Origin of the sequence: uncultured Halovibrio sp. (genome assembly GCF_913056445.1) — a bacterium.
Lineage (GTDB): Bacteria > Pseudomonadota > Gammaproteobacteria > Pseudomonadales > Oleiphilaceae > Halospina > Halospina utahensis_B.
Map to the genome: position 1 here is coordinate 76821 of NZ_CAJXMA010000002.1, position 18574 is coordinate 95394.

At 63.0% G+C, this 18574-nt stretch carries 16 protein-coding genes; 7 read left to right on the top strand and 9 right to left on the bottom strand.

All coding sequences use genetic code 11. The features are described from left to right. The first annotated feature begins 4 nt into the window (after window positions 1-4). The 5 genes from bioD to QZ501_RS01340 all read left to right on the top strand — a co-directional run bounded on the left by bioD (window position 5) and on the right by QZ501_RS01340 (window position 5814). Window positions 5-706, top strand: a complete 702-nt coding sequence (gene bioD, locus QZ501_RS01320) for a dethiobiotin synthase (protein ID WP_160897906.1) — start codon at window positions 5-7, stop codon at window positions 704-706. Between the two features lie 80 nt (window positions 707-786). Beyond that, a complete protein-coding gene (locus tag QZ501_RS01325; protein WP_160897907.1) occupies window positions 787-1056 on the top strand; it encodes a flagellar biosynthesis protein FlgE in 270 nt (89 codons plus the stop codon). Between the two features lie 18 nt (window positions 1057-1074). Beyond that, on the top strand, window positions 1075-2010 hold the full coding sequence (locus tag QZ501_RS01330) for a putative metalloprotease CJM1_0395 family protein (RefSeq protein WP_202405509.1): 936 nt from the start codon (window positions 1075-1077) through the stop codon (window positions 2008-2010). Window positions 2011-2115: 105 nt separating this feature from the next. Further along, window positions 2116-3915, top strand: coding sequence for an acyl-CoA dehydrogenase C-terminal domain-containing protein (locus QZ501_RS01335; RefSeq protein WP_295716593.1), 1800 nt, complete (start codon window positions 2116-2118; stop codon window positions 3913-3915). A gap of 105 nt (window positions 3916-4020) precedes the next feature. Next, the gene (locus QZ501_RS01340; protein ID WP_295716595.1) at window positions 4021-5814 is read left to right on the top strand and encodes an acyl-CoA dehydrogenase C-terminal domain-containing protein; all 1794 of its coding nucleotides are present in this window, start codon (window positions 4021-4023) and stop codon (window positions 5812-5814) included. On the opposite strand, the gene holA is transcribed toward QZ501_RS01340, so the two are convergent. Genes holA through leuS form a run of 3 tightly spaced genes read right to left on the bottom strand, consistent with a single transcriptional unit; the run spans window position 5811 to window position 9970 of the window. Then, window positions 5811-6815, bottom strand: a complete 1005-nt coding sequence (holA, locus tag QZ501_RS01345; protein ID WP_295716597.1) for a DNA polymerase III subunit delta — start codon at window positions 6813-6815, stop codon at window positions 5811-5813. The genes QZ501_RS01340 and holA overlap by 4 nt on opposite strands. Beyond that, a complete protein-coding gene (gene lptE, locus QZ501_RS01350) occupies window positions 6812-7366 on the bottom strand; it encodes an LPS assembly lipoprotein LptE (protein ID WP_151441101.1) in 555 nt (184 codons plus the stop codon). The genes holA and lptE overlap by 4 nt, the downstream gene beginning before the upstream one ends. Before the next feature lie 18 nt (window positions 7367-7384). Next, a complete protein-coding gene (gene leuS, locus QZ501_RS01355) occupies window positions 7385-9970 on the bottom strand; it encodes a leucine--tRNA ligase (protein ID WP_295716599.1) in 2586 nt (861 codons plus the stop codon). Window positions 9971-10092: 122 nt separating this feature from the next. Between leuS and QZ501_RS01360 the strand changes: the two genes are divergently transcribed. Then, a complete protein-coding gene (locus QZ501_RS01360) occupies window positions 10093-10650 on the top strand; it encodes a zinc ribbon-containing protein (RefSeq protein WP_151441103.1) in 558 nt (185 codons plus the stop codon). A 78-nt stretch (window positions 10651-10728) separates the two neighbouring features. Then, window positions 10729-11712, top strand: coding sequence for an aspartyl/asparaginyl beta-hydroxylase domain-containing protein (locus QZ501_RS01365; protein WP_295716601.1), 984 nt, complete (start codon window positions 10729-10731; stop codon window positions 11710-11712). Here the strand turns inward: QZ501_RS01365 and lnt are convergent. From lnt to QZ501_RS01395, 6 genes are all read right to left on the bottom strand, one after another. Beyond that, window positions 11709-13220 (bottom strand): apolipoprotein N-acyltransferase, encoded by a 1512-nt coding sequence (lnt, locus tag QZ501_RS01370; protein ID WP_151441105.1) that lies wholly within the window; start codon window positions 13218-13220, stop codon window positions 11709-11711. The two genes, QZ501_RS01365 and lnt, sit on opposite strands and share 4 nt — an antisense overlap. A gap of 13 nt (window positions 13221-13233) precedes the next feature. Continuing rightward, on the bottom strand, window positions 13234-14073 hold the full coding sequence (locus QZ501_RS01375) for a transporter associated domain-containing protein (RefSeq protein ID WP_295716604.1): 840 nt from the start codon (window positions 14071-14073) through the stop codon (window positions 13234-13236). A 32-nt stretch (window positions 14074-14105) separates the two neighbouring features. Then, complete coding sequence (gene ybeY, locus QZ501_RS01380; RefSeq protein ID WP_295716606.1) at window positions 14106-14555, bottom strand: rRNA maturation RNase YbeY; 450 nt, start codon at window positions 14553-14555, stop codon at window positions 14106-14108. After that, window positions 14552-15523, bottom strand: a complete 972-nt coding sequence (locus QZ501_RS01385; RefSeq protein ID WP_151441108.1) for a PhoH family protein — start codon at window positions 15521-15523, stop codon at window positions 14552-14554. The genes ybeY and QZ501_RS01385 overlap by 4 nt, the downstream gene beginning before the upstream one ends. A gap of 12 nt (window positions 15524-15535) precedes the next feature. Further along, on the bottom strand, window positions 15536-16879 hold the full coding sequence (gene miaB / locus QZ501_RS01390) for a tRNA (N6-isopentenyl adenosine(37)-C2)-methylthiotransferase MiaB (protein WP_295716608.1): 1344 nt from the start codon (window positions 16877-16879) through the stop codon (window positions 15536-15538). A gap of 674 nt (window positions 16880-17553) precedes the next feature. After that, window positions 17554-18573, bottom strand: coding sequence for a nucleoid-associated protein (locus tag QZ501_RS01395; RefSeq protein ID WP_295716610.1), 1020 nt, complete (start codon window positions 18571-18573; stop codon window positions 17554-17556). Between the last annotated feature and the right edge of the window lies 1 nt (window position 18574).

Sequence of the window (18574 nt, forward strand, 5' to 3'; positions counted from 1 at the left end):
GCCCATGCCACGACAATCCTACTTCGTCACAGGTACTGACACGGACTCCGGCAAGACGGTGGTCACGGCTGGCCTGCTGCGCCTGGCAGCCCGCAATGGCCTGCGTACCCTGGCCATGAAGCCCCTGGCTTCCGGCTGTGAGCAGACCCCTGAAGGCCTGCGCAATGCCGATGCCCTGGCGCTGTCACAGGCCATGACCGAGTCCATGCCCTATGAGTCGGTGAACCCGGTGGCGCTGGAACCTGCAATCGCGCCCCACGTAGCGGCCCGGGAAGCCGGGCGCCGGGTCAGTGCCGAGCGCCTGGCGGGGTTCTGTCGGGGTGCCATGATGCGCCCTGCGGACCTGTTCCTGGTTGAAGGCGCCGGTGGCTGGCGTGTGCCGCTCAATGACCATGAAACCTGGGTGGATCTGGTGAGCGATCTCCAGTTTCCCGTCGTCCTGGTTGTCGGATTGCGCCTGGGCGCCATCAACCACGCGCTGCTCAGTGCCGAGCTGATCCAGCGTGACGGCTGCCGCCTGGCGGGGTGGGTGGCCAATCGCTGCACTCCCGAGCCCATGGCGCGGGAAGACGAGACGTTCGAGACGCTCTGCGAGCGCATGCCCGCGCCGTGCATGGGGCGTGTGCCCTGGCTGGCTTCGCGGGATCCCACCGCCATGGTGGAAGAGGCCTCCCGGCACCTTTCGCTGCCCCTGCCTGGAGCGTAAACAGGCCTGCTCCGTCTGTTTGAATTTTGAACACTGCTGTGGTGTAATGTTCATGAACGTTCTGGGCGGGAGGTGTGCCCATGATCAGTAATGCCCTGTCCATTGGTGTGAACGGTGTTCAGGATGCCCAGCGCGGCATGCAGGATGCGGCCAGCCGTATTGCGCGTTCGGGAACCACAGAGGCGCCTGCCCGGGAAGCCGCTGCTCCTGATGGTGCTGGTGCCGTCGAGGACAGCCTGGCGGGCTCCATCGTGGATCTTAAGGTCAACCAGCGGAATGCCGAGGCTTCCATCGAAGTGGTTCGGACAGCGGACGAGATGGTGGGGACGCTGCTCGATGAACGTGCCTGACGCCGGAATGGAATCGCCGTGCAGCTTACATCCATCCAGCCCGCGATCAGCAACGCCGGCGGTGCTGTAACCCGAAGCGCCGCTCCTCCCGGTACGGCTTCCGGCAGCGTGCCGCAGACCAGCACGCCCAATAACAGTACGTCACCGTCCTATTCCAGTGCTTCTGTCAGTCCGGTAACGCCCTCCAGTCCGACGGCGCCTTCCAGGTCTGCGTCTCCCGCAACGCGTGGTGACAGCAGCAGTCGTGGTGGCGTCGAGGTTTCCATCAGTGAACAGGCCCGCCGGCAGAACCCGCAGGAAGGGGGGCGTAACGCCCGGGGGGCAGACGATGAGACGTCGCCGCCGCGCCCGGAAAGTCCCCGTCGTGAGGCGGGTCAGGAACCCGGATCGGAGAACCGCGAGGGCGAGCGGCAGCAGCCGGAACAGGGTTCTGATGGGCCATCCCCGGAACAGCAGTCGGCCGTCCAGGAACTCAGAGGCCGGGACCGGGAGGTGCGCCAGCATGAACAGGCGCATCAGGTCGTGGGTGGCCAGTACGCCGGGGCGCCTACCTACACCTACCAGCGCGGACCGGATGGCCAGCTCTATGCCGTCGGCGGGCAGGTCTCCATTGATACCAGTGTCATCGCTGATGACCCGGAAGCCACCATCAGCAAGATGCAGACCGTGCGCGCGGCTGCGCTTGCCCCGGCCGAACCGTCGCCCCAGGATATCCGCGTCGCGCAGGAGGCGACCCGTCAGCTTCTTCAGGCCCAATCGGAGCTGCGTTCCTCGCGCCAGGACGAGGGCAGCAGTGGGGAAGGGCGGGTGGAGCGCGCTCAGGAAACGGACGCCTCTGCTTCCGAGCGTCCCGGCGGAGATGATACCCGTATCAGCCTCTTCCGTGACGTGGATGAAATGCCCTCCACCGATTCTGCTACCGCCACTACTACAGGCTTCCGTGCCACAGCCTGAGCGCCCCTCGGAATGCATTCACAGCGGTTATGTCTCTTGACACGAGGCCCGCCCCAAACGTATGTTTCAAACAGCCGTTTAATTGCATGAACCGAGGTACGAGCCATGCCCCAGTACAAAGCACCGCTGCGCGACATCCAGTTTGTTATGAACGAGCTTCTGGATACTGAAACGCATTACCAGCATATCCCGGGTGGCGAGGAAGCTACGCCGGACATGGTCAATGCCATCATCCAGGAAGGGGCCAAGTTCTGCGAGCAGGTGCTGTCGCCGCTGAACCAGACCGGCGACCAGGAAGGCTGTACCCTGGAAAACGGGGAAGTGAAGACCCCGACCGGTTTCAAGGAAGCCTACAAGCAGTACATTGAGGGTGGCTGGCCTTCGATGACGGCCGATGAGCAACTTGGCGGCCAGGGGCTGCCCGGCTCTCTTTCCATGGTCATGAGTGAAATGGTGGGGACGGCCAACTGGTCGTTCGGCATGTACCCCGGCCTCAGTCACGGTTGCCTGAACACGCTGGAAGCCCATGGCTCGGAAGAGCAGAAGCAGACCTACCTGCCCAAGATGATCAGTGGCGAATGGACAGGCACCATGTGTCTGACGGAATCCCATTGTGGCTCTGACCTCGGCATTATGCGCTCCAAGGCGGAACCCAATTCTGACGGCAGCTACAGCATCTCCGGCGAGAAGATTTTCATCTCCGCGGGCGATCACGACATGTCGGACAACATCATCCATCTGGTACTGGCCAAACTGCCTGATGCGCCCAAGGGCACCAAGGGCATTTCGGTTTTTGTGGTTCCCAAGTTCATTCCCGACGAAAACGGCAACCCGGGCGAGCGCAACAGCGTCTCCGTTGGCTCCATCGAGCACAAGATGGGCATTCACGGCAACGCCACCTGCGTGCTGAACTTTGATGGTGCCAGGGGCTTCCTCATCGGCGAGCCGCACAAGGGCCTGAATTACATGTTCACCTTCATGAACATTGCCCGTATCGGTACCGCCATCCAGGGGCTGGGCTCCGCGGAACTGGCCTTCCAGGGGTCGCTGGAATACGCCAAGGACCGCCAGGCCATGCGCTCTCTCTCCGGGGCCAAGAATCCGGACGGCGCGGCCGACCCCATTATCGTCCACCCCGACGTCCGGCGCATGCTGATGACCCAGAAAGCGCTCGCTGAGGGCGGTCGTGCCATGATCTATTACGCCGCTCAGCAGGCGGACATCGCCACGCGTGGCCAGGACGAGGACGCCCGCAAGGAAGCTGATGAACTGCTTGGATTCCTGACGCCCATTGCCAAAGCATTCCTGACTGAAACCGGCGTTGAGGCGGCCAACCAGGGCATGCAGGTTCTGGGTGGGCATGGCTATATCTCTGAGTGGGGGATGGAGCAGATCGTCCGTGATGCGCGCATCGGTACCATCTACGAAGGCACCACGGGCATCCAGGCACTGGATCTGTTGGGCCGCAAGGTTCTGATGACCCAGGGCGAGTCGCTCAAGCGCTTTACCAAGAAGGTCCACCTGTTCTGCAAGGAGCACGGTGACAACAAGCAGCTGGCCGAGTTCATCGAGCCACTGGCGGCCTTCAACAAGGAGTGGGGCGACCTGACCATGAAGCTGGGTTCGGCCGCCATGAAGGATCGTGAAGAGGTCGGGGCGGCGTCCTACGACTACCTGATGTACTCAGGCTACGGCGTGCTCGCCTACCTCTGGGCGGAGATGGCGGAAGTGGCCCAGCGCAAGCTGGAGGAGGGCACTACTGAGGAAGCCTTCTATAACGCCAAGCTCCAGACGGCACGCTTCTACTTCAAGCGGATGCTGCCTCGGGCGAAGGCCCACGCCGACGCCATGATCAGCGGTGCGGACAACCTGATGGACATTCAGGAAGAGCATTTCGCCTTCTGAACCGGTATGATCCGGTAAGCATGAAAAAGCCCGCCACGTGCGGGCTTTTCTGTGAGAAATCCCGGGGTAGAATAGCCCCGCAGACGTTCAAAGTGAGGACAATCCATGGCTGACTACAAGGCTCCCCTGCAGGACATGCGGTTCCTGCTCAATGAGATCTTCGACGCACCGGGGCAGTGGGCTTCCCTGCCCGGACTCAGCGAAAGCGTGGATCCGGAGACGGCGGATGCCATTCTGGAAGAAGCCGGCAAGATCGCAGCAGGGACGCTCGCCCCCATCAACCAGAGTGGCGATGAGCAGGGCTGTCAGTGGAAGGACGGCGAGGTGACCACGCCTGACGGCTTCAAGGAGGCCTACCAGACCTTCGCCGAAGGCGGCTGGGTCGGCCTTGGTGGTGATCCCAACTACGGTGGCATGGGCATGCCCAAGAGCCTGGTTGGGCAGGTCGAGGAGATGATGCAGGGGGCCAACATGGCCTTCGGCCTCTGCCCCATGCTGACCGCCGGCGCATGCCTGGCGCTGCATGCCCACGGCAGTGAGGAGCTCAAGGAGAAGTACCTGCCGAAGATGTACGATGGCACCTGGTCCGGGGCCATGGATCTGACCGAGCCCCACGCCGGCACGGATCTGGGCATTATCCGGACCAAGGCGAAGCCAAACGATGATGGTTCCTACAGCATCTCAGGCACCAAGATCTTCATCACCTGGGGTGAGCACGACATGGCGGAGAACATCATCCACCTGGTGCTCGCCAAGCTGCCGGACGCCCCGGCGGGACCCAAGGGCATCTCGCTTTTCCTCGTGCCGAAATACGAAGTGAATGAGGACGATTCCCTGGGCGCGCGCAACAACGTCTCCTGCGGGTCACTGGAGGAGAAGATGGGCATCCACGGCTCCGCGACCTGTGTCATGAACTACGATGATGCCCGTGGCTGGCTCGTGGGCGAGCCCAACAAGGGCCTGATGGCCATGTTCACCATGATGAACTATGAGCGTCTGGGTGTGGGCATCCAGGGTGTGGGCGCGGCGGAAGCTTCCTACCAGCACGCCCTGGCCTACGCCCGCGAGCGCATCCAGAGCCGCTCGCCCAACGGGCCCCAGACCCCCGACAAGCAGGCGGATCCCATCATCGTGCACCCGGACGTGCGCCGGATGCTGCTGAAGATGAAGGCGCATACCGAAGGCAGCCGTGCTTTTATCACTTACGTAGCCCAGTGGCTCGACCAGGCCAAGTTCGCCGAAGACCCGGAAGCGAAGGAGAAAGCCGATGGCATGGTGGCGCTGCTGACGCCGGTGGCCAAGGCCTTCCTGACCGACCGGGCGCTGGATACCTGTGTGATTGGTCAGCAGGTCTACGGCGGTCATGGCTACATCCGTGAGTGGGGCCAGGAGCAGCTGGTGCGTGATACCCGCATCACCCAGATCTACGAGGGGACCAACGGCATCCAGGCCATGGACCTGATGGGGCGCAAGGTGGTCGGTAATGGCGGTAAGTTCTTCGAACTCTTCGCGAACGACGTGGCCGACTACATCAATGCGAACCAGGATGATCCGGCAGTGGCCGACTACATCCAGCCCCTGGCGGCGGCTCTTGAGCGTCTTTCCGATGTGACCGAGAGCGTCATCAAGGCAGCGGATGGCAATCCGGCGGAGATCGGTGCGGCCGCAGTGGACTACCTGGATCTGTTCGGCCTCACCGCCGAAGCCTATCTGTGGGTCCGCATGGTGCAGGCAGCCGCGCCCAAGGCGGAGAACGATACTTCCGGCTTCTATACCGGCAAGCTCAAGACCGCGCGCTTCTTCTTCGACCGCATCCTGCCGCAGTCGGTTGCCCTGACGGAGTCCATCCGCAACGGCGGCGACAGCATGATGGCGTTCGACGAGGCGGAGTTCGGCTAGGCGGAGAGCGTCTCCACCAGGGCGGCAAGGGCGGACCAGGGCGGCATGGCCGGGTCCTGCCCTTTGCTGGCCCGGTCTACCTGTCTGGCCTGTCCCCAGGCCCTGCTGATCGATTGGCTGCTGTGCCGGCGTGAGGCCTTTTCCAGGGCCTTTCTCAGCGGCGGCTGGCGCACTCCGTTGTGCTTGAACCAGGTGGCGGCATTGCTGCCCTGACGCAGGCTGTGCTGCAGGCTGGCAAGGTGCTTCAGGTCACGCTGGAGCACACCCAATACGGCCAGTGTGCTGGTTCCTTCCTCCTCGAGACGCCGCAGCATCTGCAGGGCGTGAACCCGGTTGCCGGAAAGCGCCTCGGCGCTCAGCTCGAAGGCGTTGTAACGGCTGCTGTCCTCAACACCTCCAATCGCAACGGCGTCATCCACCGGTTCATCCCCGGCGACCACCCTGAGCCGTTCCAGCTCCTGGTGGGCCGCCAGTAGGTTGCCCTCCAGGCGCTCGCTGAGCTGGGCCACGGCGTTGCGGGTGAGCTTCAGGCCCATGGTTTCGGCGCGGCGTGAGAGCCAGCGGGGGAAGTCCGCTGGATCCACCGGCCAGACCGGAACGTGGAGGCCGACCTTCTGCCAGTTGCGGAACCAGGCCTTGCTGGTCTCGCCGCTGTCCAGGCGTGGGCCAGACACAATCAGGATGACGTCCTCCGGGGGCGCCTTGGCGAAGGCTTCCAGAACCTCACGGCCCTTGCCGGGCTTGCCACTGTGCAGGCGCACCTCGATGCGACGGCGGCTGGCGAACAGCGACAGTGCCTGGGTCTCGTCGTGGACCTGCTGCCAGTCGAACTGCGGGTCCGTCTGGAAGACCGTGCGTTCCTCGTAGCCTTCTGCAACGGCCCGTTCGCGGATGCGGTCGCAGGCTTCCTGGACCAGGAGGGGTTCATCACCGGTAACCAGGTAGCCGGCATCCAGGCGCTTGGCCAGCTGATCCGGGAGCTGTTCCGGGGTGACCTTCATTCGTCCGTGTCCGTACTGCTTTCGTGCTCGGAGCGGATCCGGCGGATACGCTCCTCGGTGAAGGGCATCAGCCGGCGGGTGACCTGTTGCACCAGCTGGTCTTGGAGAAGGCCCTCGATACCCTGCTGTTCCCGCTCTCCGGCCAGCACCTGCTGCTCATCCGCCTGGTAGAACTCACGGGCACTCAGTTCGGTATCCGCCAGAAGGGGAATGCCGTCCCTGGTCGTCAATTCCACCGCTATGCGGGCACTGAGTTCGTATTCGCTGGCGGCTGCCCGGTCATCCAGGGCGCTGGTCCGCCGTTCCTGCTCGTAACCGCTGAGCGTCAGGCGGTATTCCGGTGTCTCGCCGTCTTCCGCCAGCAGGTTGTACAGGCCCAGACGCTCGCGGGCGCCTGAGCAGACGGAGGTGGGGACGCCCTCGCCACAGGACAGCGTTAAAGGCGCCAGTGCATCCGGTACCAGGGCGCTGCCCCGGAGCTGGAAGCCACAGGCGCTGAGAACCGTTGTCAGCATGAGTACGGTGATGGGTTTCCAGGCGACCTGGGGCATGATCTCCTCCGGACCGGGTCAGTTGGCGACCACGTTCACAAGCTTGCCGGGAACCACCACCACCTTGCGAATGGTCTTGTCCTCGATGAAGCGCTGGACGTTGTCATCCGCAAGCGCCAGGGCCTCGAGCTGGTCCCGGTCGGCCTCGGCGTCCGCCTGGATGCGCGAGCGGAGCTTGCCGTTGACCTGCACCACCAGCTCAATGCTGTCCTGTTTCATCAGGTTCTCGTCGGCTACGGGCCATTCAGCGTCGACAACCGCGGTTGTGTAGCCAAGGGCCTGCCACAGTTCATGGGTGATGTGGGGGGCCACAGGTGCCAGCACCAGAACGGCTGTTTCCAGCACCTCCTGCATCACCGCCCGGTCGCCGTCATTGCGGATCTCAAACCGTCCGGCGTCGTTGAGCAGCTCCATTACGGCGGCAATGGCCGTGTTGAAGGTCAGGCGTCGGCTGAAGTCGTCGCTGACCTTGGCAATGGTCTGATGCGTCTTGCGGCGCATGCCCTGCTGGGCTTCATCGGGCTCGCCCGGCATGGCCCCGTCTGTGCCGCCGTCACTCACGTGCTGGTGCACCATCCGCCAGAGCCGGCGCAGGAAGCGGTGAGCGCCTTCCACACCGCTGTCGGACCACTCCAGCGACTGCTCCGGCGGGGCCGCGAACATCATGAACAGGCGCACGGTGTCGGCACCGTACTCGTCGATGATGGCCTGGGGATCGATGCCGTTGTTCTTGGATTTGGACATCTTGGTCACGCCACCGGGGTGGACAGGCTCGCCATCCGCCTTGAGCGTGGCGCTGACCACGTTGCCTTTGCCATCGTACTCCGCGTCCACATCCTGCGGTGAGAACCACTCTTTACCGCCGTTGTCCGTCTCGCGGTACCAGGTTTCGGCCAGCACCATGCCCTGGCACAGCAGGCGGTTGAAGGGCTCATCGCTGTTGACCAGGCCGACATCGCGCAGCAGCTTGTGGAAGAAGCGCGCGTAGAGCAGGTGCAGGATGGCGTGTTCAATACCGCCAATGTACTGGTCCACGGGCAGCCAGTAGTTGGCCGCTTCCGGGTCCAGCATGCCGTCGTCCTTCCAGGGGCTGCAGAAGCGTGCGAAGTACCAGGAGGACTCCATGAAGGTGTCGAAGGTGTCCGTCTCGCGGAAGGCGGGCTCACCGTTGTAGGTGGTCTTTGCCCACTCGGGATCGGTCTTGAGCGGCGACTGGACGCCGTCCATGGTCACGTCCTCGGGCAGTGCCACTGGCAGGTCGCTTTCCGGTACCGGGGCTGACTCACCGTTTTCGAGGGTGAGCATGGGGATGGGCGCGCCCCAGTAGCGCTGGCGGGAGACGCCCCAGTCGCGCAGGCGGTAATTGGTCTTGCGCTTACCGATGCCGCGCTTTTCCAGATCCTCGGCGATGGCCGCGAAGGCCTCGTCGGAGCTGGTACCGGTGTAGGGGCCTGAGCCGGTCAGCAGCCCCTTCTCGGTGAAGGCCTCCACATAGGTGTCCACGTCGCGGCCGTCGCTGGGGCTGATGACCTGGCGGATGGCGATGCGGTACTTGCGGGCGAACTCGTGGTCGCGCTCGTCGTGGGCGGGCACCGCCATCAGAGCGCCGGTGCCGTATTCGTGCAGCACGAAGTTGGCAACGTAGACCGGGAGGCGCTCGCCGGTCAGCGGGTGGAGGGCATACAGGCCCGTCTCCACGCCTTTCTTCTCCATGGTTTCCACATCGGCGGTGGAGGCAACGGTGTGGCGGCACTCCTCCACGAACTCGGCCACCTCGCGGGAACGCTCAGACGCCTTCTCCGCTACCGGGTGACGTGCGGACACCGCCATGTAGGTCACGCCATAGAGGGTGTCCGGACGGGTGGTATAGACCCGCAGGGTTTCGGAACCGTCCTCCATCTGGAAGTCGAGCTCGACCCCTTCGGAGCGGCCGATCCAGTTGCGCTGCATGGCCTTGACCTGTTCCGGCCAGCCCTCGAGCTGATCCAGGTCGTCCAGCAGTTCATCGGCGTAGTCGGTGATCTTGACGAACCACTGGGGAATCTCTTTCTGTTCGACCACAGCTCCAGAGCGCCAGCCGCGGCCATCCACCACCTGTTCGTTGGCGAGTACCGTCTGGTCCACCGGGTCCCAGTTGACGGTGGCGTTCTTCTTGTAGACCAGGCCCTTTTCATAGAGCTTGGTGAAGAACCACTGCTCCCACTGGTAGTACTCAGGATCGCAGGTCGCCAGTTCCCGGTTCCAGTCGTAGCCGAAGCCCAGGCGCTTGAGCTGGGTCTTCATGTGTTCAATGTTCTGCCGGGTCCAGGCGGCGGGGGCGGTGCGGTTGCTGATGGCCGCGTTCTCCGCCGGCAGCCCGAAGGCATCCCAGCCCATGGGCTGCAGCACATTCTTGCCCTGCATGCGCTGGAAGCGCGAGATCACATCACCGATGGTGTAGTTGCGCACATGCCCCATGTGCAGCTTGCCGCTGGGGTAGGGGAACATGGAGAGGCAGTAGTACTTGGGCCTGCCGGGTTCTTCCCGTACCGCGAAGACATCGTTGGACTCCCAGTACTGCTGGGCGTTGCGCTCGACGGCGTCGGGGCGGTAATGCTCTTCCATGGGTCGGTGCCTTATGCTCTCGGATCGAAAATGGCTGTTGCATCGGGAAAGGGCTCATTCTAGCGTAGAGAGAAGGTGACAGGTAGGCATGCCGACTTCCAACCCATCAGCAGGAGAAAACAGTGGCCGATAAGCAGCGCCCCCGTCTCAGTGACGGTGCCGAGACCGCCTACAACCGCATGCTTGAGCGGGTGGAGTCCCGCCTCGCGGAAGCGGAGGAACGAACCTGGGAGCAGCTCCAGCAGGAAATTGAGGAAGCGGTTGAGTTTGAGCAGGAGGTGGCGGAACTCACCCGTGATGAGCTGAATCTGCTCGCCGCTTACCTGCGTCGGGATCTCTCCCATCTGCTGGGCTTTGTTTCCAGTACCGGCGACGGCGTGGCGGAGTGGCTGCGCACGGACCTGGAATGGATCGAGGACTGGCTGGTGGAGCGGCTGCTGTCCATAGCCGATCCCACCCGCCTGGATACCCTGGAGCTCCAGCAGAAGCTTCAGAACACGGACGCGGATCACTATTTTGCAGGCGAGCTCGCCATGGCGGGTGTTCTGCGCTGTCTGAACTGCGGTCACATGCGGACACTGGCTGAAACAACCCGCCTGGAGCCCTGTGAGCGGTGTGAATCCCATTACTTCGAGCGGATTACGGCGCACACGCCGGATGTGGAGCCTGGCACAGGCTGAGCACGCGGCCTTTGCTTGATTTTTCGAACTATCCCAGAATGAGTGGCGGTTCAAACCATTCATTCCGGGAGGTTGCCCATGCCGGTCGCTGTGGCCGTTTTTATCCTGATCGTGGCCTTTGTTGCAGGGTCAATGATCTATGTGTACCGATTCCGTGGCCAGGAGCGCTATAAGAGCGTTGGTGAGTACTGGCGCAAGGGCTGGCCGATCTTCAGTCCGCTGAACTGTCTGCTCTATCTCTTCACCGAGAAACGGGCGCGGGCCCCCATCATGGATCGGGATCAGTTCCCGGAACTGCAGGTGATCCAGGACAACTGGGAGACCATCCGCCGTGAGGCGGTGGGGCTTTATGAGGATCGGGTCTTCGACCAGACCAGTGACCCGGAATCCAGCGCCTACTACGACATCGGTTTCCGCACCTTTCAGAAGTATGGGTGGAGCAAGTTCTATATCAAGTGGTATGGGACCAAGCACAACTCCGCCCAAGCCTCGTGCCCGGAGACCCTGAAGATCCTCGATCAGGTGCCGTCGGTGAACGGGGCCATGTTCTCGATCCTCCCGGTGGGCTCACAACTGACCCGGCATGCGGATCCGGTGGCCTGCTCGCTGCGCTATCACCTGGGGCTGTCCACGCCCAACGATGACCGCTGCTACATCAATATTGATGGCCAGGACTATTCCTGGCGCGATGGCGAGGACCTGATCTTTGACGAAACCTACCTCCATTACGCCCACAACGATGCCAAACAGTATCGCCTGATCCTGATGTGCGATGTGGAGCGGCCCACATGGTTGCTCGGGAGTGTAATCAACGTCTTCTACAAGGGGCTGATGCGGCTGACCGTGGTGCCCAATATGGATGGCGACCAGCGTGGCTTCGCCAACAGCCTGTTCGCGCGGATCTCGCCGGCACTGGCCCGGGTGCGGGAACTGAAGAAGACCAACCGGCGTCAGTACAAGGCGCTGAAGTACTCCGTGAATACCCTTCTAGCCCTGGCGCTCGGTGGCGTGATTCTCGGTGGGCTGGTGGCGATTGACGGGCTGGTGGCTTCGATCGCCTAGGCCGTATTGCGCTTCCCGCGTTGGCGGCCGAACACGATCATCACGGCCGCCAGCGTTATGACCGGCCATGAACCGGTAGCCATGAAGGGCGTGGTGCCGGTTACCGGCTGGATTTCCCCCTTCAGAACATCCCGCTCATAGTGCCGGGCCCGGGCGCGGATCCGGCCTTCGCGGTCCACGATGGAAGTGATCCCGTTATTGGTTGCGCGCAACAGTTCCCGGCCGGTTTCCAGTGCCCGCATGCGGGCGATCTGGTGATGCTGGAAGGGGCCGAGTGAACGCCCGAACCAGGCGTCGTTGCTCACTGTCATCAGGAATCCTGTTTCAGCTGTGTTGCGGGCGACGAAGTCCGCGTAGGCGATCTCATAGCACACGGCCGGATGGGTGCTGGTGTCGTCGAAGTTCAGTGGTGACTGGTTTTCCGGGCCCGGACGGAAGACCGACATGGGCAGGTTGAAGAACTCGATGGTGCCGCGTAGCAGTGATTCCAGCGGCACGTATTCACCGAATGGCACCAGCCGCTGCTTGTGATAGGTTCCCTGGCCGGGGCCCACTGTCATCAGGCTGTTGTGGAAGACCGGCTCCGCGTAGTGTGGGCTGTTGCCGTACCAGGGCAGGCCAGTGACCAGCGTCGTGCCGGTCTCGAGTGCGCGGCTTTCCAGTGCATCCAGAACCTGGGCCGCCTGCCCCTGGGTGGCGGGCAGTGCGGTTTCCGGCCAGAGGATCAGATCCCGGCCCCAGAGCGGCTCGGTGAGCTCCCGGTAGATCCGGATCTGCTTCCGGAGCATGTCCGGATCCCATTTGTCATGCTGGGAGATATTGCCCTGGACGGCGGCGACCGACAGGGGCTCGCCTTGCGGCTGGGTCCACGCCACCAGGCTGAGCAGCGGCGCCAGCAGCCAGGGCAGTATGGCGGCGGCCACGAAGCCGGCGGGCAGCCAGCGGGGGCCGCTGCGGTAATGGTGCCAGGCGGCGACCAGCAGGGCGGCTGTGACAGCTGTAACAAAGGTGACGCCGTGTACGCCAAGGACCGGTGCCCATGGCGCCAGGGGACCATCCACCTGGGCGGTGCCGGCGTAGAGCCAGGGGAAGCCGGTCAGAAGCCAGCCACGCACCCAGTCCATCAGGACCCAGACGGCCGGGAACAGCCACAGACTGCGCCCGGTGTGAGTGCCCGCGAGCCGGCCCCAGCACCAGAAGGCGATGGCCGGGAACAGCGCCAGTCCCATGGCGAACAGCAGCGTCATGATCGCGGCCAGCGGCGCGGCCGTCATGCCGTATTCGCTGATGCTGACGTAGACCCAGGAGGCGCCGCTGCCGAACAGGCCCAGGCCGAGGAACCAGCCGTCCCGGAACAGGGGCTTCGCCTCCCGGCCGCTGCACAGAAGCAGGATCAGCATAAGGGACAGCAGCGCAGCGGGCCACAGATAGAAGGGGGCAAACGCGAGTGTCTGGAGCGCGCCGGTGGCCACCAGCGCGGGAATACGGAAAAGGCGGTTCTGGATCATGGCGCGTCCCGCGTCATGCGATGGGTTTGACCTGGATCAGGCGGATCTTGCGGTTATCGGCGTTCAGCACCTTGAACCGGAAACGGTCCACGGTGGTGGTTTCACCACGCCTTGGCAGGCGGCCGAACTCCTTGAGCATCAGGCCACCGATGGTGTCGAAAGCTTCCTGGTCCAGATCCGTGCCGAAGAATTCATTGAACTCATCGATGGGCGTCTGGGCCTTGACCGCGTAGATGCCGTGTTCGCGCTCGCGGATGCGATCGTCATCATCAACGTCGTGCTCGTCCTCGATGTCGCCGACGATCTGTTCAAGCACGTCCTCAATGGTGATCAGCCCAGCCACACCTCCGTATTCGTCGACCACAATGGCCATGTGGTTGCGGTTTTCCTTGAACTCCTTGAGCAGCTGGTTGCAGCGCTTGCTCTCGGGCACGACAGTGGCCGGGCGCAGGATATCTCGGATGCTGTCGCGGGTCAGGTTGTTGCGCAGGGCCAGTGGCAGCAGATCCTTGGCCAGGAGGATGCCGACGATCTCGTCCGAGGTATCGCCGATGGCCGGGAAGCGCGAGTGGGCGGATTCGATGACCTCGCTGATGTAAGAGGAGGGGTCGGCGTCGGCCTTGACCGTCACCATGCGCGAGCGTGGAATCATGATCTCCTCCACGCGCATGTCCGTCACCTGCATGGCACCCTCGATGATGCTCATGGCATCGCTGTCGATCAGCTGCTGAAACTCCGCGTCGCGCAGAACGCGCAGCAGATCTTCGGGGGTGCGGGGATCACTCGAGAAAGCCTGGGATAATCGCTCCAGCCAGGAGTTTTTTGTCTGGCCGTTGGATGAGTCGTCGCTCATGGGGTCCTTTCCGGATTGCTGTTCGCGGGATGCTACCGATAGGGGTCGGGAAAACCAAGCTCGGCAAGGAGATGCACTTCAAGATTCTCCATGGTTTCTGCCTCGTCTGGGTCCTGATGGTCGTAACCCTGCAGGTGAAGCATGCCATGAATCAGCAGGTGTGCCCAGTGGGCTTCAGGCGTCTTGCCCTGCTCATGGGCTTCCCGTTCGACGACCCCGGCGCAGATGACGAGATCTCCGAGCAGGACGAGCTCCACCCCGGGGGGCGCCTCGAAGGGGAAGGAAAGCACGTTGGTCGGATAATCCTTTCCCCGGTACTGGTGATTCAGCTCATGGCCTTCCGGCTCGTCCACGATCCGGAGGGTCACTTCGGTTTCGCCGTCACCCTGCCAGCCCTGTTCCGCCCAGGTTTCGAAATCCGCCTGGGCGGGCAGCCCCGTGAGCCGGGTTGCCAGTTGCAGATCCAGCGTTACGCGGTTCATGCGTTGCGGTCGTCCCAGTCGTCGTAGGCTTCCACGATGCGCTGAACCAGCGGATGGCGCACTACGTCCTCGGCGCCGAAGTAGGTGATACCAATGCCTTTGACCTCCCGCAGCACACGCAGGCAGTGTTCCAGGCCGGAGTGCTGGCCGCGCGGCAGGTCGATCTGGGTGATGTCGCCGGTAATGATGGCGGTGGAACCAAAGCCGATGCGCGTGAGGAACATCTTCATCTGTTCCCGCGTGGTGTTCTGGCTTTCGTCCAGGATGATGAAGGAGTTGTTGAGGGTGCGCCCGCGCATGAACGCCAGCGGTGCAATCTCGATCACACCGCGTTCGATCAGCCTGTTCACCTGCTCGAAGCCGAGCATCTCGTAGAGAGCGTCATAGAGCGGCTTGAGGTAGGGATCGACTTTCTGGGAAAGATCCCCCGGCAGGAAACCCAGCTTTTCACCGGCTTCGACCGCTGGGCGGACCAGCATAACCCGCTTGACTTCCTCGGCCTGGAGGGCCTCCACGGCACAGGCCACGGCGAGCCAGGTTTTGCCCGTGCCAGCCGGGCCCACGCCGAAGTTGATGTCATGGGTGCGGATGGCATGTACGTAGCGCTGCTGGTTCTCGCCCCGGGGCTGGATCTTCAGGCGGGGTGTTTCGATGACCTGCTGGGCGCCGTCATAGCCGCTGGTCTCGGGCAGGCGCTCAAAGCCGGATTCGCGGATGAACAGGTGCACCGTGTCCGGGCTGATGTCATCACTGGCCTCGGTTTCCCGATAGAGGTGTTTGAGCACTTCCATGGCCGCTGTTGCGGCCTCGCCGTCACCGGTGATCCGGAAGTGGTGCCCCCGGTAGCCGATGCGCACGCCCATGCGTTTTTCGATATGCTTGAGGTGTTCGTCGAACTGACCGCAGAGCGCGGCCAGACGTTCCGTGTCGGCGGGTTCCAGCTGGAATTCTCGGGTGTCGGCGCTCAATCGGGCCTCGGCTCAGTAGCGGTTGTCGTCAATCATGACGCCGCGCAGTGAATTCGGCAATGCCTCGGTAATCTCGACGTCCACGAAGGAGCCGACCACGCCGGGGACATCGGTGCGGAAGTTGACGACCCGGTTGTTCTCGGTCCGACCCTGGTATTCACCGGGATCTTTCTTGGACACGCCCGTGACAAGGATGCGCTCGGTGTTGCCGACCATCTTGCGGCTGATGTCCATGGCCTGCTGGTTGATGCGGTCCTGCAGGATCGCCAGGCGTTCTTTCTTGACCTCTTCCGGGGTATCGTCCGGCAGGTCCGCCGCCGGGGTGCCGGGGCGGGCGCTGTAGACAAAGCTGAAGGACACATCGAAGCCCACGTCGTTGATCAGCTTCATGGTGTCTTCAAAGTCCTTTTCGGTTTCACCGGGGAAACCGATGATGAAATCCGAGGACAGGCTCAGGTTCGGACGGATGCGGCGCAGCTTGCGGATCTTGGATTTGTACTCCAGGGCCGTGTGGCCACGCTTCATCAGCGCCAGGATCCGGTCCGAGCCCGCCTGTACCGGCAGGTGCAGGTGACTGACCAGCTCCGGAACCTGCTCGTAGACGTTGATCAGCGCATCCGAGAACTCCACCGGATGCGAGGTGGTGAAGCGGATCCGGTCGATGCCCTCGATGTCCGCCACCCAGGTGATCAGCTCGGCCAGGTCCATGGTGTCGCCGTCCAGGGTTTCCCCGTCGTAGGCATTGACGTTCTGGCCGAGAAGATTCACTTCCCGCACGCCCTGGCTGGCGAGGTCCCGGACCTCTTCAAGGACGTCCTCCACCGGGCGGCTCAGCTCTTCGCCCCGGGTGTAGGGCACCACGCAGAAGGAGCAGTACTTGCTGCAGCCTTCCATGATGGACACAAAGGCGGAAGGGCCATCCACGCCTGGCCCGGGCAGTTGGTCGAACTTCTCGATTTCGGGGAAGCTGACGTCCACCACGCCGACGCCGCCCTCGCTGTCCGCCTTGGTGATCATCTCGGGCAGGCGGTGCAGGGTCTGGGGGCCGAAGACCATGTCCACGTAGGGCGCCCGGTCGATGATGGCCTGACCTTCCTGGCTGGCGACGCAGCCGCCGACGCCGATGATGGCGTCCGGGTTGTCTTTCTTCAGTTTTTTCCAGCGGCCGAGCTGGTGGAAGACCTTTTCCTGGGCCTTTTCACGGATGGAACAGGTGTTGAGCAGCAGAATGTCCGCGTCGTCGGCGGTGTCGGTCAGCTCCACCTCGTGACTCTCGCGCAGGAGGTCGATCATGCGCGATGAGTCGTATTCGTTCATCTGGCAGCCGTGGGTCTTGATGAAGAGTTTCTTTCCCATGGTTGGCGGCGTTCTGTCTGGTTGGAAGATCAGCGATTATAACGCCTGCGGTCTGGTTCTGTCACAAGCCTGATGGGTGATTGCTCCCCAACTACCTTATCGGAGCGTCGATGTTGTCACCAGCCTTTGGGGGTGCTGCAAGCGTCGGGCCATGGGGGTCTTTTCCGGGACCGCTGTGAACCCATCCCTGGGCGCTGGCGCGATGGCATCCCTGCCATCGAGCCTCCCGGAAAAGACCCCCATGGCCCAACGCTCAGGGACAGTTGCTATTCGCAGGCCTTTTTAGAGCTTCAGTAGAAAGCTGTGCCTCGCAGCGGAAAAATTGGCCAGCTAACGCTTACACAGGGGAGCTGCCCGTGCTTGGAAGATTATTTCTGCTCTTGGCGAATAATTGGTGTTTCAGCATTCCTTGGATCTGAAAAGGCAGAGCATGAGTCTCAGGCGGGAATGGATGCGTTACCGACTCACTCAACAGCATTGCGGTGGGGGAGCCCTTTCAGGGAGGCTCGATGACAGGATGTCATCGCGCCAGCGCCCAGGGATGGGTTTACAGCGGTCCCTGAAAGGGCTCCCCCAGCGTAATGCCTCGCACTGGCCGTCATGCCTGAGACAAGACGTAAAATCCGGAAAGTCTCCAAACAGAAGTCAAAACCGTCCAAGCTGGAGACAACACCTCAGTCAGAGGAATCATCCAGATAGCTTTGGAGTTGTTCCTTGAGGCTGCGGGGGACCTGGGTGATGATCAGGGCATCGCGGTCGCGGTCGTAGTGGACCGCCTGGTTCACCAGGTCGGAGGAGAACGACAGGCTCAGGCCGTTGCCCTTGCCGGCGATGCGGACCAGTTTGCGGACCTTGCGCCGGTCCGGGTGCAGGACCTGATCCGGCCCCACGGCCTGGGATTCGGCCACATGCTCGGCAAACCGCTCCGGCTGGCTGTCATCGATGTAGCTGGAAAGGGCCGAGAGAGGCACCGGCTCGCCCAGCGCCTCCTGCTCATTGCAGAACTCGAACGCCTTGTGGCGCACGCTCTGGGCGTCTTCCGGCTCCGTCTGCTGCTGGGCGAACGACTCCACCGCCTCCAGGAAAGTGCGGGTCTCCGCTTCCACGTCCACTTCCTGCTGGAAGCCCACCAGGCGCGCGAAGCACTTTCCGATCTCGCCCGTTCCGCGGCCCTGGAGCACCGTCAGGTAGTTCTCTGAGCCGGACTCGCCGCGCCAGTCCTCCAGCTCAACACGCGCCGCCAGGTTCAGGCGGGAGCGGCTGATGGTTTCGGTGGGGGTGAGCTCCAGGTTCGGGTCCAGGGTGAAGACCGGGTCCATCTCCAGGGCGAAGAGGTACAGCACCTCGCCGTCGGCCAGGGATTCGTGGACGATAAGCAGCGGGCGCTCGGGGTCGGTGTCCGCGCGGGTGATCTCGTCCTGCCACTGGCCCAGAAGCTGGTCCGTGAAGGCCTCAAAGCCCTGCTGGCCGTCCAGGTAGTTGCCGAGCCACCCGCGGATGGGGTGGCTGCCAAGGTCGTCCGAAAAGCGGCCATAGGCCTTGCCGGGGCGGTTGTTGAACAGCTTTTTGAGCTGGCGGTGCAGGGCTTCGTAGTCACCACCCGGCTCGGCCATCGCCTCTCCGGCGTTGGCCCGGGCCGGCTGCCCGCCGCCGGGCAGTGTGGCTCGCATCAGCCTGAGCTGCTGAATGGCCATG